Source organism: Paucibacter sp. KBW04, assembly GCF_003852425.1.
Lineage (GTDB): Bacteria > Pseudomonadota > Gammaproteobacteria > Burkholderiales > Burkholderiaceae_C > Paucibacter_A.
Genome location: NZ_QAJN01000007.1, coordinates 1 through 12,447 on the forward strand (window position 1 = coordinate 1; position 12,447 = coordinate 12,447).

Consider the following 12,447-nt stretch of genomic DNA (forward strand, 5'->3'; position numbering starts at 1 on the left):
GAGGCTTAAAGATACAAGGCGAACAGCCTCCGCTCGCTCAGTCGGCCGGGGCGGCCAGCACCAGTTGGTCGCGCCCAGCAGATTTGGCGGCATACAAGGCCTCATCGGCCCGCTTGAGCAGCTCGCTAGCCAATTCACCGGGGCGCCAAAACGCCATGCCCGCCGAGGCGGTGTAGGCGAAGTCAGGCTGCTCGATCAAGGGCCGGGAGGCCCGCACCTGGGCCAAGAGCCGCTCCACCACCTGCGCGGCATCCAGTTCATCGACACCGAGCAGCAAGAGCAAGAACTCCTCACCACCCACGCGACCGCAGGCATCCACACGGCGGCAGTTCGATTGCAAGAGCTGAGCAAAGTCCCTGATGACCCGGTCACCGACCGCATGGCCCTGGCAATCATTGATGCGCTTGAAGAAATCCAGGTCCAGCACGACCAGCGCCAAGGCATCGCCCCCGTCACGGTACTCCGCCAAGAACTGATCCAGCAGGCCCAGCACATGGCCACGATTGCTCAGCCCGGTGAGGCTGTCGGTCTGGGCGGCTCGCAGCGCCAGATCACGGGCCTGGCGCAGTTCGCGGCCGTCTTGCTTGAGAGGGGTGATGTCGCTGGCCACGCACAGCATCCAGCCCTGCTCATCGACGGTCTCGTTCATCCAGATCCAGCGGTCGTCGTAGAGATCGGCCTCAAAGCTGCGAAAAGCCTGCTTGCCTCGGCGCGCCGTGGCCGAGGCCAACCAGGCCTCGAAATCCTTGGTCTTGACCACATTCCCCCGCCTTTGGAGATAGCAGTCGCGCATCATGGTTTGCCAGCTGGGCTGGGCCTCGGGCGCCAGCGCGAAGGCCGCTCGAAAAGCGGGGTTGGCATAGCGCAAGACATCGGCGGCATCAAACAAGGCCACCAGCTGGGGCGTGGCCTCAAACAAGCCGGTGAAACGGCCGGCCAGGGCCTGATGGGAGGGGGCGAGAAACTCGTCTTGGGACTTAGCTGACATCGAAAGCCCTCGGTCATGCAGCGCCCTCAAACCTCGGGGCGAGGCAAAAAATATAGCAGCTGAGTCGGGCGGCGGCGGGCGAGCAAATGCTCAGTTGGTGATGATCTGCACGTCCTGCCGCAAAACCTCGGCCGGGTAGTAGCGCTGCAGGCTGCGCATCAAGCTGCCGTCGCGGGCGGCGCGGCTCAGGCCATCGCGCAGCAGTTGCAGATCGCTGGCCGACAAGGTCTGGCGGGAGAGGTAGGCACCAACCTCGGAGCGCGGCAGGCCACGCAAGGCGGCGAAGCGGAACTCACGGCTGAAGGCGGTTTCTCCGTCGCGAGTCGAGCTGGCGGCTGCCGTCGCGGCCACGCCCGGCTCTTGCAAGGCCGAGTAAAGCAGGGTCGGCGGCAGGATGGTGAAGTCCACCCGACCACTGCGCAGCATCTGGGCCACGGTGCGCAAATCGGCCACAAAGTCCACCCGCTTGTCGGCCACCAGCTGGCGCATCAAGGCCTCGTAATCATCACCCCAGGTGTAGCTGCGCACCATGGCGCCGCGCAAACGGGTTTTGGCGTGCAAAAGACTCCCCACATCTTCCACCACCAGGCGCCGCGAGGCCAGGGTGATCAAGCTGGGCGTGAGCCTGAGCATGGGCACGAACTGGGCCTTGAGGTCACGCTCGGCCGTGCGCGAGGCGGGCAGAAAGACATCGGCCTCCTGCGTCTCAAAAAACATCAGGGCCACGCGGGCCCGCGGCACTACGGGGAAGACGAACTCGCAAGCCAGCGACGGGCCCAACTGGCGCAGCAGGTCGGGGTAGACCCCTTCAACCCGACCGCCCATCTCAGCGCGCAGCAGTACATTGAATCCGGTGGGCGCGACCGGTACCTGAACCGGCTGACTGCAGCCGGCGGAGGCCCCAAGCGGCGCGGCCAGGCAGAGCGCGATAAGGATCCAAAACTTTCCTGTGGGCCAAGCCCTTCGCCAAATCATCCAAGCATCCATCCCCCAGACGATCCGGGCGAGGGGCCCCTGCATGACGTCGAAGAACGCCGCTACGCAGCGTAGCAGTGCGGCAGCCTCGCGCCTGTCATTCGGGGGACGAGGAAGAGGCTCTTGTGAGGGACAAAAGTCGCGTCACCCCAGCCCTTGGACTCACACCACGCTGGCGCCTAGCCCACGCAAAAGGCGTTGAGCTTGTTGCCATCCAGGTCGCGGAAGTAGGCGGCGTAAAAGCCTTCGCCACGCGGGCCCGGCGCGCCTTCGTCCTTGCCGCCCAGTGCCAGGGCCTTGGCATGCAGGGCACGGACTTTGTCCTGGCTGTCCACCACCAAGGCCACCATCACGCCATTGCCCACCGTCGCGGCTTGGCCGTCAAAAGGCTTCATGACGCCGAAGCCCGGCTTGTCCATGGTCGTGCCCCAGGCATAGCCACGGCCGAAATCCATGATGCGCTTGATGCCGATGACGCCAAACAATTCGTCATAGAAAGCCGTGGCGCGGGGCAGATCATTGGTGCCCAGAGTGGTGTAGCCGATCATGCGGGACTCCGTTGCTTGTGAATAGGAGTCCTTAGTTTGACTCAACCGCGATCGAACTTGAACACCGCCATACTGGCCAGCAGATTGGGCAGGGTCCGCACCGCCTCGCCGTTCTGGATGCCAAAGCTGTCCAGCACCCGCAGGCGGTTCTTGCGCGCCAGCACCTCGAAATCGGCGTAGGTGCCGACGCGGATATTGGGCGTGTCATACCACTCGTAAGGCAGCACCCGGGTCACCGGCATGCGGCCCAGCATCACCTGCAGGCGGTTGGGCCAGTGGGCAAAGTTGGGGAAGCTGACGATGCCGATGCGGCCCACCCGCGCGGTCTCACGCAGCATCAGCTCGGTATTGCGCAGATGCTGCAGAGTCTCCAGCTGCAAGACCACATCAAAGCTCTGGTCCTCGAAGATGGACAGGCCATCTTCCAGATTGAGCTGGATCACATTGACACCGCGCTGGGCGCAGGCCAGCAGATTGGCGTCGTCCAGCTCCACGCCGTAGCCGGTGCAGCCCCGGTGTTTTTGCAGATAGTCCAAGAGGGCGCCGGTGCCGCAGCCGAGGTCTAACACGCGTGAGCCCTCGGGCACCAGGGCCGCGATTTGTTCCATCACCGATTGGCTGCTGCTCATGCCTGCTCTCCTGCAATGCGTTGAAAGTAGGCGCGCAACAGGCCGTGATAGCGCGGGTCCTCCAGCAAGAAGGCGTCGTGGCCGTGCGGGGCGTCGATCTCCGCGTAAGACACATCGCGTTTGTTGTCCAGCAAGGCCTTGACGATCTCGCGCGAGCGCGCTGGTGAGAAGCGCCAGTCGGTGCTGAAGCTGGCCACCAGGTATTTGCAGCGCGCGCTGGCGAAAGTCCGGCTCAGATCACCGCCATGCTCACGCGCGGGGTCGAAGTAATCGAGCGCGCGGGTGATCAGCAAATAGGTGTTGGCGTCGAAGTAATTGCTGAACTTATCGCCCTGGTAGCGCAGATAGCTTTCGATCTGGAACTCGATGTCCTGGGTGCTGTAGCCCAGCTCGGCGGCGCGCATCTGGCGGCCGAACTTTTGCTCCATCACATCGTCGCTGAGATAGGTGATGTGGCCGATCATGCGCGCCACCCGCAGGCCGCGCTTGGGCACGACGCCATGGGCGTAGAAATGGCCGCCGTGGAAATCGGGGTCGGTGATGATGGCGCGCCGCGCCACCTCGTTGAAGGCGATGTTCTGCGCCGACAGGGCCGGCGCGGTGGCGATGGCGATGCAGTGGCGCATACGCTCGGGGTAGCGCAGCGACCAGTCCAGCGCCTGCATGCCGCCCAGCGAGCCGCCCAGCACAGCCGCCAGCTGGGTGATGCCTAACTCATCCAGCACACGGGCCTGGGCATCGACCCAGTCCTGCACCGTGACGACGGGGAAGTCCGCACCATAGATCTGGCCCGTGGCCGGGTTGACGTGCATGGGCCCGGTAGAGCCGAAACAGGAACCCAGATTGTTGATGCCGATGACGAAGAACTTATTCGTATCCAGCGGCTTGCCCGGGCCGATCAGATTGTTCCACCAGCCTTCGCTGTTCTCCTGGCCCGCATAAGTGCCGGCCAGATGATGGCTGGCATTGAGCGCATGGCAGACCAGCACGGCGTTGCTACGCTCGGCATTGAGCTGGCCATAGGTCTCGTAGACCAGCTGATAACTCGCCAACTGCGCGCCACTGCGCAGGGGCAGGGGCGTGTTGAAGTGCATGGTTTGCGGGCTGACCTGCCCGATGTCTCCGACTGCCACTTTGATGCATCCTCCAAAAACAAAAACCGGCTCCGCAAAAAAAGCGGACGCCGGTTGACGGAGTCCCTCTTTAGCTGCATTTTTTAAGCGCCCGCAATTCGGAACAAATCAGCGCTGTGGGCGGAAGTATATCGCCGCCGCCTTCACTCGCTCAAAGCTTGAGCCTGGCCCTTTGCAGGAATTTGGCGTAACGGCCGTCGCGCTTGAGCTTGTCCAGCGCTGCACGCAGCTGGTTCAACTGGGCCTCGTTGAGGTCGGGCGAGGCGGCCAGCCAGATGTCACGGGTGTCGTAGCTCGGGCCTTCCACAAAAGCCGCGGGCTCACGCCCGCTTGTTTGCAAAGCACCCAGAAAAGTCGGCTCGGCGGCGTAGACAAAGTCCACCGTGCCCTCGTCCAGGCGGCGCAGGATGCGGGGGTAATCAGCCTCCTCGACGATGTGCTTAAAACCCAGGCCGCGCAGCCGATCGCGGCCGATGGCGCCGCGCAGCACGGCCACCCGACCGGCCTTCAAGTCCGGCTCGGGCGGCAGCTGAGCCCAGCGGTCTTTTTTGCCGTAAAGCACATAGCGGTTCTGATACAGCACAGCCACCCAGCGCAGCGTTTTTTCTCGTTCGGGTGTGCGAGCCAGCGGCGCCATCAACACGCCGGGGCCGCGCTGCGTCAGCGCCAGGGCGCGGGCAAAGGGGTAGAAGCTGGGGTCCAAGGGCTGGCCCAGCTCCTGGCCCAGCTCATGCAAGAGATCGCCCAGAGCGCCGGGCGAGCCGCTGCCGCGTGAGTAAATCAGTGGCGGGAATTCGCTGCTGACCAGCAGCAGCGGACGCGCACTCGGGGCTGGGGCGGGGCTTGTCGAAGAGACCAGATTGGCCGAGGCAGCCGACTCGGCCGGGTCGAGCAAAGCGTGGTGGGTGGCCTGAGCCCATGAGCTCAGGCCAAGACTCAGCAAGGCCGCGCCAAGCAAGGCCCAGCCCTGCAGTCGGCGGCTGCGGCCTGTGGCTGCGCCGCCGAATCGCGTCAATCCAAGAACCGGATTCCACCACCCCATGCCAAGCCCCTCGGCGCCTGAAATGCAGCGCTGATCAGCAATTATGCGGCGAGATCAGTGATGCCGGCGATGCGGTTCAAGCCCTTCCGATCGCCGGTCTGGGGGCCGGCTCAGGGGGCCGTGCAAAGGCAGTGCACCACGGCCGAGAAGGGCTTTTTGCCCTCGCTCAGCTCGGCCGCAAAAGCCAGCTCGCCCTGCACCTGCTGCATCGCCTTGGGCACGCTGAAGCCCAGCTCGGCGCGCAGAGCATTGCCAATCGATGTCGCGACCGCGGGCGCCACCACTTCGTCCAGGCTGGCCAGCAGGCGCTCAAAACGACCCAGCTCGCGCTCGATGTAGTTCAGGCGCGGCTGGCCTTCCAGCTTGGCCAGCTTGGCGGCCGATTTGACGGCGTCGTCAAAGCTACCCAGGCGGTCGATCAGGCCGCGCTCCTTGGCTTGGGCACCGGTCCAGACACGGCCTTGGGCAACGGCGTCGATCTCGGCCACATTCTTCTTGCGGGCGGCCGCGGCCTTGGTGGTGAACTCGTCGTAAATGTGGTTGATGCCTTGCTGCACCGTGGCCTGCAGGCGCGGGTCCAGAGGGCGGCGTGGGTCGAAGCCGCCCGTCAGCCAGGTGCTGGTGTAGCCGCCGGTGTGGATGGTGAGCTTGTCCAAGAGCTTGTCGGCCGTAGGCAGCATGCCGAAGACGCCGATGGAGCCGGTGACGGTGGCCGGGTCGGCAATCACCTCGTCGGAGGACATGGAGATCCAGTAGCCGCCCGAGGCCGCCACATCACCCATGGAGATCACCACCGGCTTGCCGGCCTTCTTGGTCAGCTCCAACTCACGGCGCACGATCTCGGAGGCAAAGGCGCTGCCGCCGGGCGAGTTGACGCGCAAGACCACAGCCTTGACGTTCTCGTCCTCGCGCGCTTGGCGGATCTGGCGGGCGGTGGAGTCGCCACCGATGCGGCCGGCGGCGGCGTCGCCGTCAACGATCTCACCCTCGGCCACCACCACGCCCACCGAGGGGCCATGCTGGACGCCTGGCTTCAGATAGGCCTGGTATTCGTCAAAGGAGATGCGGCGATAGCTCTTGCCCTTCTCGTCCTTGGCACCACGGGCCATCAGCAGATCGCGCATTTCGTCGCGGGTCTTGATGCCGTCCACCAGCTTGCTTTGGAAGGCCAGCTTGGCGGTGTCGCCCTTGACGGCTTCCATGGCCTCGGGCAGCTTTTCAATGCCTTGGGCAATGCTGCCCTTGGGCAGCTTGCGAGCGGCTTCCACCGAGGCGGTGTAGCGGGCCCACAGATCACCGTAGAGATAGCTCTCGGCCTCCAGCGCAGCCGGCGAAGGCGCGTTGGCGAAGTAAGGCTCGGCGGCGTTCTTGAAGGCGCCGACACGCAAGACATTGGCGCTCACGCCCAGGCGGTCCAGCGCATCTTTGTAATAGGTGCGATAGCGGCCAAAGCCCTCGATCATCACCATGCCCATGGGGTGCAGATAGATCTCGTTGGCGCGCGCGGCCAGGAAGTAGCCCTTCTGGTTATAGCTGTCGCCATAGGCCAGGATGGGTTTGCCGCTGGCTTTGAAGCGGTCCAGCGCGGCCGCCACCTCGTTCAGGCCGGCCATGCCGGCGCCGCCGAACTCGTCCAGGTCCAGCACCACGCTCGTGATCTTGGGGTCTTTGGCAGCGGCATCCAGGGTCGCCAGCACATCGCGCAAGCGGGTCTGCTTTTGCTTTGTGCCTTGCAGCTGGGCCATGGCGGTGTCGCGGGGCGAGCCGGAGAACTGTTCCACCAGCGGGCCATGCAGATTCAGCACCAGGGCTGTTTTGTCCTGCAAAGGCTTGGGGCCGCGGTTGATCAAGCCGCTGACCAAGGCGATCAGAATCAACAAGATCAGCAGGTTGAAAATCGCGCGCCGGGTCGCGTCCAACGCGCCCCAGAACTTCTTCACCACCCACCAAAGACCCGAGAAAACGCTTTTGACGCCCATACTCACTCCGCTGCAATTGCATAGCTATTTGTGCCGCAGATTGTGCAGGAACTAGGCCAGTCGAACGAAAGACATGGCAGGGGTTTGCCCCAGGCCGGACGGCCGGCTGCGGGGGCAGAAAACGCTCAGCAATACACAGGGGGCTGAGCGGGTGCCCAGGGCGGCAGGCGCTGCTGCATCACGGCCTTGAACAAGGCGCTGTCCACAAAGCCCTGCAGCCAGTTGCGCAGGGCGGGCAACTCGGTTTGCGCGTCAAACCAGGCCGCGTCGACGGCGGCGAACTGGCGCACAAAAGGCAGCAAGGCCATATCGGCCAGGCTGCATTGCGGGCCGAAGATCCAGGCCTGTGTGGCGGCCAGGGCCTGGTCCAGCGGCCGCAGCAACAGGGCGCAGGCGGCCTCGCGATACTGCAGCGCCGAAGCCTCGGGAAAGCGTTCAGGGTATTTGTAGCGGTCCAGCAAGGGCTTGAACTGCGTGTCGTTGAGTTCGATCCAGCGCAGCTGCTCGGCCTCGGGCGCGGCACTCAGCCAGCCTTGGGGGTCAGATCTTGCCAGGGCCCAGCGCATGATGTCCAAGCTCTGCTCCAGCACCTCCCCGCCCGGCAAAACCAGCACCGGCACCGTGCCCTTGATTGAGGCGGCCAGGAGCTCGGCGGGCTTGGCCCGCAAAGCGACCTCGCGCAACTCCACCTGCTGGCCGGCTTGGCGCAAGGCCAGGCGCGCCCGCATGGCGTAGGGGCAACGACGGAAGGAGTAGAGAACGGGCAGCGAAGAAAGGGGCGCTGGGCTCACCCGGCTTCGCTCAGGCCAGCCGTGGCGCCGTGTCGATAAAGCTCTGGCGAGCGCTGAGCTTCTCGAAGTGGCGGGCCAGATTGGGATGCTCTTCACGCCAGTTGATGGCCGGGAAGCGGAAGTCCAACCAACCCAGGGCGCAACCCAGGGAGATGTCGGCCAGGCTGAAGTGATTGCCCGAGCACCAGGGCTTTTCGCCCAGACCTTGGCTCATGGCCTTGAGGCCGGCCAGGACCTTGCTCATCTGGCGATCCACCCAGGCCTCGCAGCGCTGCTCGTCCGGGCGACCGGCCCAGGTCTTTTCCAGGCGCACCAGCACACCGGCGTCCAGAATGCCATCGGCCAATGCCTCCCAGGTGCGCACCTCGGTGCGTTCGCGACCGCGCTCGGGGATCAGCTTGCCCACGGGGGACAAGGTGTCCACGTACTCGACGATGACGCGTGAGTCGAACACCGCACCGGTGATCGAGTCCTGCCCCTCCATGACCAGGCAAGGCACCTTGCCCAGCGGGTTCATCTTGAGAATGGCATCACTGGCCCAGACGTCCTCGAGGACGAACTGATAGTCGAGTTTCTTCTCGGCCATCACGATGCGCACCTTGCGCACATAGGGGCTGGCGAGTGATCCAATTAATTTCATAAGTAATGCTGTAACTGCGTCATCCCTGTTGAATGCATTCTAACGAGGCCCTTGTGGCGTCAAGCCAGCGTGCATATGTCACGTTGTTGGCCCGACGCGAAGTGATTTGTCCTCTTGTCACGGCCGCGTAAGAAACGCAGACTGCCGCCTTCGCCAAAATTCATTGGCATCAAAAGCGCATAAAAAAGCTGGGAGGACCATGTCAGACGCTCACACCGGGGCAGACCCGTTCGCGGACACCATCGCCGTAGAAGATTTCGCCACAGCACCCAGCCGCACGGCCAGCTCGCCCCCGCGCCAGCTGAAGATTCGGTTCACCGGCTCCGGCAGCGAGTACTTCCGCATCTGGATCGTCAATATGCTGCTGATCCTGCTGACCCTGGGCCTCTACCTGCCCTTCGCCAAGGTGCGGCGCATCAAGTATTTCTACGCCAACACCCAGGTGGACGGTGAAGCCCTGAGCTTCCATGGCCGCCCCTGGCCCATGTTCCGCGGCTTTGTGCTGCTGCTGGCCTTGATGGGCTCTTACGCCCTGGCCAGCAATTTCTCGCCCACGGCCGGCCTGCTGGCTTATCTGCTGCTGTGCGCGCTCTGGCCCGCGCTGTGGCGCGCCGGCATGCAGTTCCGCCTGGCCAACACCAGCTGGCGCGGCCTGCGCTTTGGCTTCGCCGGTGATCTGCGCTCCGCCTATCAGGCCTTTCTGCCGGTCTATCTGCCCGCCATCGGCCTGATGCTGGCTCAGTACTTCTTGCTGGGCGATATGAACCCGGCCACCACGCCCGAAGCCGCAGCTCAGATCGAGGCCTCGGCAAAGGTGTATCTGGCCATCTCCGGCGTCTGCGGCCTCTTGATGCTGGGCCTGGCGCCTTGGGCCCTGGCCTGCATCAAGCGCTATCAGCACAATGGCTATCAGTACGCCGAGGAACAAACCCAGCTGGACACGCCGACCCGGCGCTTCTACGGCTTGGGTCTGAAGGTCTTTCTGATGGGCATCTTGCCGCTCGTCCTCACCGGCGTTCTGGCCGCCGTGCTGCTGCCCATGTTCAAGGGTCGGCCCGAGATCCTGCCCCTTGTCTTCATCGCCCTGTTCCTGGCCTATCTCTTCTTCTTTGCCGTCAGCGGGCCCTTGTTCAACGCACGCTTGCAGAACCTGGTCTGGTCGAACACACGCAGCCCCAGCCTGCAGTTCGACAGCCAGCTCAAGGCTCGCCGCCTGGTCATCCTGACCTTCAAGAACTGGCTGCTGACCGCCCTGACCCTGAGCCTGTACCGCCCCTTCGCGGCCGTCGCCACGGCGCGCCTGCGCCTGGAGTCGGTCAGCATCGATCTGCAGGGTGATCTGGACCGTTGGATTGCACGCGCTGGCCAGGGCAGCAGCGAGACGGCCGGCGAGGCTGCGGGCGACTTCTTCGGCTTCGACATGGGTTGGTAAGCCCCGATGGATCTCCCAAATCCAGCCGCCTCGGCGCGGCTGCAAGCCCATTTCTTTGACGGGCGCAGTGCCCGGCCCCAGCGGGTGCAAGCCTGGGTCCACGAAGGCCAGTTGCATCTGCAATCCGAGGAGGACCAAAGCCTGCGCCACTTCCCCTTGCGGGAGGTGGTGTGGCCGGAACGGCAACGCCATGGCCAGCGCCAGGCCGAGCTGCCCGGCGGCGGCCTGCTCAGCCACCACGAGGCAGGGACCTGGGACGACTGGGCCCAGGCCTCGGGCCTGCGGGACTCATTGACCGTGCGCTGGATGCAGAGCTGGCGCTATGTGGCCCTGGCCTTTGTGCTGAGCATCGCTGCGGTCGCCGGCCTTTGGGCCTGGGGCGTGCCCTGGGCGGCCGACAAAGGCGTGGCCCTGATCCCGCCCGCGGTGGAGCAGCAGATCGGCGATCAGGCCCTGAGCTGGTTCGACCAAAAAATGCTCAAGCCGTCCAAGCTTGCTCGCGCGCAGCAAGACCAGATCGCCGAGCGCTTTGCCCAGGCCTTGCAAAAGGCACAGGCCAAGGCCATGGCCCGCGACCGGGGCGCCAAGCCCTGGCCCGCCTACCAGCTGCACTTCCGCGATGCGGGTGAGGCCATGGGGCCCAATGCCTTCGCCCTGCCGGGCGGCAATATCGTCATGACCGATGCCCTGGTGCAGCTGCTGGACAAGGACAGCCCCCAGGCCTTGGTCGGCATCCTGGCCCACGAGTTAGGCCATGTGCAGCACCAGCATGGCATGCGCGCGGTTTTGCAGGCCGGCATGGTTGGCACCCTTGCCGGCCTGGTGGTGGGCGACTTCTCGGCCCTGATCGCCGGCGTGCCCACCGTCATGGCCCAGGCCGCCTACTCGCGTGACTTCGAGCGCGAGTCAGACGCGCTGGCCCGCCAGCTGATGCTCGATGCCGATATCAAGCCTCGCGTGATGCTGGACTTCTTCGATCGCATCGAGGCCTTGCGCAAGAAAAAAGGCGACCGCGACAGCCTGCCCATCGCCTTCGCCAGCCATCCGGCGGACGCGGAGCGCAAGCGCTTCTTCGGCGCGCCTTGAGTTCAGTCCCCGGCCTGCTGCAGACCGGCAAACACGGCGCGCAAGGCGCCGCTGATTTCATCCGACTGCAGCATGGCCTGCTCGTCCCAGCCCCGGCCTAGCAGGGGGATGGTGAGCGAGGCCTCCTCGACGATATGAGCGGCCATGGTCTTGAGCGTTTCGCGCAGGGCCGCATCGGCATGGCTGGCGCGCGGCGAGGCATTCAAGACCGCCACCCGCTTGTAGGCAAAGGGCTCGTAGCTGACCAACCAATCCAGCGCGTTCTTGATCACGCCCGTGACGCCATGGGCGTACTCCGGGCTGGCGATGATGAGCGCATCGGCACGCGCCACCGCCTCGCGCAATTCCTGCACCGCCCGCCCCGGCGCCGCCTCCAGATCGGGGTTGAACAAGGGCAATTGGCCCAAGCCCTCAAACACGCGCAAGTCGATGCCCGGCGGCGCCTGACGCGCGGCCACCCGCAGCAAAGCAGAGTTCAGTGAGGCGGCGCGCAGGCTGCCGGACAGGGCAAGGATGTGGAACATGGGCGGAGGGCTGAAGGCGTCTTAAGTGGGGAAAGCCTTTGTAGCACTCAAAATGCTGGCGCGATAACCAGCCGGCAAATTGCTGGGCAAGGCCTGGGGCGCGAACAAGGCCCAGCGCCTATGCTCATGACTCAGCTGTGGCTCGAAGGGCCCGACGAGTCTGGCGCAATAGGTCACGATGAACACGTGACGACCCGGGATGACCTCGAACAAATAGCTGTCCAGCGGCGCGGCATCCACCGCCACCTGCAGACCCAACTCCTCCGCGATCTCGCGAGCCAGGCATTCGGGCGGGGTCTCGCCCAGCTCGATTTGCCCGCCGGGCAGCTCCCATTCCTCACGCTCGTTGAGCAGCAAAACAATGCGGCCGTCGGGCGCGGGCAGCACGGCCTTGATGGAGACTTTGTACATGGGCTGGGGCTCCTGCGGGGAATTCAGGACGGGTCTTGTACTGGCCTAGGGTGAGTCGCTCAAGAGCGAGCGAATCTTCGCGGCCTTCTCGAAATGATCCAGGCGCTGCTCCTCAATCCACCAGCGCGCTGCCTCCATCAACAAGGCCGGGTCATCGTTTTTATTGGCAAAGAAGGCGTAGAAGGACAAGCCCACATCGGGGCCCTTCTTGGCCATCTTGTCGGCGCAGACTTGCAGGATCTTGTTTCTTAATTCGGCTCGCATGGGGC

General features: G+C 64.5%; 14 protein-coding genes and 1 riboswitch. Of the genes, 2 read left to right on the forward strand and 12 right to left on the reverse strand.

Going from position 1 to position 12,447, the window contains the following annotated elements:
- Positions 1 to 37: 37 nt before the first annotated feature.
- The 9 genes from DBR47_RS08220 to DBR47_RS08260 all read right to left on the reverse strand — a co-directional run bounded on the left by DBR47_RS08220 (position 38) and on the right by DBR47_RS08260 (position 8,725).
- Positions 38 to 988: a GGDEF domain-containing protein gene (locus tag DBR47_RS08220; RefSeq protein WP_124448836.1), complete on the reverse strand. Its 951-nt coding sequence runs from the start codon at positions 986 to 988 to the stop codon at positions 38 to 40.
- 90 nt (positions 989 to 1,078) lie between these two features.
- Entirely contained in the window at positions 1,079 to 1,813 is a 735-nt protein-coding gene (locus DBR47_RS08225) for an ABC transporter substrate-binding protein (protein ID WP_197046939.1), read from the reverse strand.
- 329 nt (positions 1,814 to 2,142) lie between these two features.
- Positions 2,143 to 2,511 carry a VOC family protein gene (locus tag DBR47_RS08230; RefSeq protein WP_124448840.1) on the reverse strand — a complete coding sequence of 123 codons (369 nt, stop codon included), beginning with the start codon at positions 2,509 to 2,511 and terminating at the stop codon, positions 2,143 to 2,145.
- Positions 2,512 to 2,552: 41 nt separating this feature from the next.
- Positions 2,553 to 3,140 carry a methionine biosynthesis protein MetW gene (gene metW, locus DBR47_RS08235; protein WP_124448842.1) on the reverse strand — a complete coding sequence of 196 codons (588 nt, stop codon included), beginning with the start codon at positions 3,138 to 3,140 and terminating at the stop codon, positions 2,553 to 2,555.
- Positions 3,137 to 4,273 carry a homoserine O-acetyltransferase gene (locus DBR47_RS08240; protein WP_255420733.1) on the reverse strand — a complete coding sequence of 379 codons (1,137 nt, stop codon included), beginning with the start codon at positions 4,271 to 4,273 and terminating at the stop codon, positions 3,137 to 3,139. The genes metW and DBR47_RS08240 overlap by 4 nt, the downstream gene beginning before the upstream one ends.
- Before the next feature lie 49 nt (positions 4,274 to 4,322).
- Positions 4,323 to 4,398: riboswitch (SAM riboswitch) on the reverse strand.
- Positions 4,399 to 4,424: 26 nt separating this feature from the next.
- Entirely contained in the window at positions 4,425 to 5,288 is an 864-nt protein-coding gene (locus DBR47_RS08245; RefSeq protein ID WP_231512199.1) for an ABC transporter substrate-binding protein, read from the reverse strand.
- Between the two features lie 137 nt (positions 5,289 to 5,425).
- Complete coding sequence (sppA, locus tag DBR47_RS08250; RefSeq protein WP_124448846.1) at positions 5,426 to 7,294, reverse strand: signal peptide peptidase SppA; 1,869 nt, start codon at positions 7,292 to 7,294, stop codon at positions 5,426 to 5,428.
- Positions 7,295 to 7,419: 125 nt separating this feature from the next.
- Entirely contained in the window at positions 7,420 to 8,085 is a 666-nt protein-coding gene (locus tag DBR47_RS08255) for a glutathione S-transferase (protein ID WP_255420735.1), read from the reverse strand.
- A 10-nt stretch (positions 8,086 to 8,095) separates the two neighbouring features.
- Positions 8,096 to 8,725, reverse strand: a complete 630-nt coding sequence (locus tag DBR47_RS08260; protein ID WP_124448848.1) for a glutathione S-transferase family protein — start codon at positions 8,723 to 8,725, stop codon at positions 8,096 to 8,098.
- A 199-nt stretch (positions 8,726 to 8,924) separates the two neighbouring features.
- On the opposite strand from DBR47_RS08260, the gene DBR47_RS08265 reads away from it, so the two are divergent.
- On the forward strand, positions 8,925 to 10,157 hold the full coding sequence (locus tag DBR47_RS08265; RefSeq protein WP_124448851.1) for a YjgN family protein: 1,233 nt from the start codon (positions 8,925 to 8,927) through the stop codon (positions 10,155 to 10,157).
- 6 nt (positions 10,158 to 10,163) lie between these two features.
- Entirely contained in the window at positions 10,164 to 11,243 is a 1,080-nt protein-coding gene (locus DBR47_RS08270; protein ID WP_124448853.1) for a M48 family metallopeptidase, read from the forward strand.
- A 2-nt stretch (positions 11,244 to 11,245) separates the two neighbouring features.
- On the opposite strand, the gene DBR47_RS08275 is transcribed toward DBR47_RS08270, so the two are convergent.
- The 3 genes from DBR47_RS08275 to DBR47_RS08285 are packed head-to-tail and all read right to left on the reverse strand — an operon-like array spanning position 11,246 to position 12,442.
- The gene (locus DBR47_RS08275) at positions 11,246 to 11,767 is read right to left on the reverse strand and encodes an NADPH-dependent FMN reductase (protein WP_124448855.1); all 522 of its coding nucleotides are present in this window, start codon (positions 11,765 to 11,767) and stop codon (positions 11,246 to 11,248) included.
- Positions 11,768 to 11,788: 21 nt separating this feature from the next.
- Entirely contained in the window at positions 11,789 to 12,178 is a 390-nt protein-coding gene (locus DBR47_RS08280; RefSeq protein WP_124448857.1) for an NUDIX domain-containing protein, read from the reverse strand.
- A 45-nt stretch (positions 12,179 to 12,223) separates the two neighbouring features.
- Positions 12,224 to 12,442 carry a DUF6500 family protein gene (locus tag DBR47_RS08285; RefSeq protein ID WP_124448859.1) on the reverse strand — a complete coding sequence of 73 codons (219 nt, stop codon included), beginning with the start codon at positions 12,440 to 12,442 and terminating at the stop codon, positions 12,224 to 12,226.
- Positions 12,443 to 12,447 lie beyond the last annotated feature (5 nt).

Excerpts from the sequence above, each read along its gene's own strand:
- sppA (WP_124448846.1), bottom strand. The coding sequence starts at position 7,294 with ATGGGCGTCAAAAGCGTTTTCTCGGGTCTTTGGTGGGTGGTGAAGAAG.
- DBR47_RS08220 (WP_124448836.1), bottom strand. The coding sequence starts at position 988 with ATGTCAGCTAAGTCCCAAGACGAGTTTCTCGCCCCCTCCCATCAGGCC.
- DBR47_RS08275 (WP_124448855.1), bottom strand. The coding sequence starts at position 11,767 with ATGTTCCACATCCTTGCCCTGTCCGGCAGCCTGCGCGCCGCCTCACTG.
- DBR47_RS08260 (WP_124448848.1), bottom strand. The coding sequence starts at position 8,725 with ATGAAATTAATTGGATCACTCGCCAGCCCCTATGTGCGCAAGGTGCGC.
- DBR47_RS08280 (WP_124448857.1), bottom strand. The coding sequence starts at position 12,178 with ATGTACAAAGTCTCCATCAAGGCCGTGCTGCCCGCGCCCGACGGCCGC.
- DBR47_RS08230 (WP_124448840.1), bottom strand. The coding sequence starts at position 2,511 with ATGATCGGCTACACCACTCTGGGCACCAATGATCTGCCCCGCGCCACG.
- metW (WP_124448842.1), bottom strand. The coding sequence starts at position 3,140 with ATGAGCAGCAGCCAATCGGTGATGGAACAAATCGCGGCCCTGGTGCCC.
- DBR47_RS08285 (WP_124448859.1), bottom strand. The coding sequence starts at position 12,442 with ATGCGAGCCGAATTAAGAAACAAGATCCTGCAAGTCTGCGCCGACAAG.
- DBR47_RS08265 (WP_124448851.1), top strand. The coding sequence starts at position 8,925 with ATGTCAGACGCTCACACCGGGGCAGACCCGTTCGCGGACACCATCGCC.
- DBR47_RS08270 (WP_124448853.1), top strand. The coding sequence starts at position 10,164 with ATGGATCTCCCAAATCCAGCCGCCTCGGCGCGGCTGCAAGCCCATTTC.
- DBR47_RS08225 (WP_197046939.1), bottom strand. The coding sequence starts at position 1,813 with ATGGGCGGTCGGGTTGAAGGGGTCTACCCCGACCTGCTGCGCCAGTTG.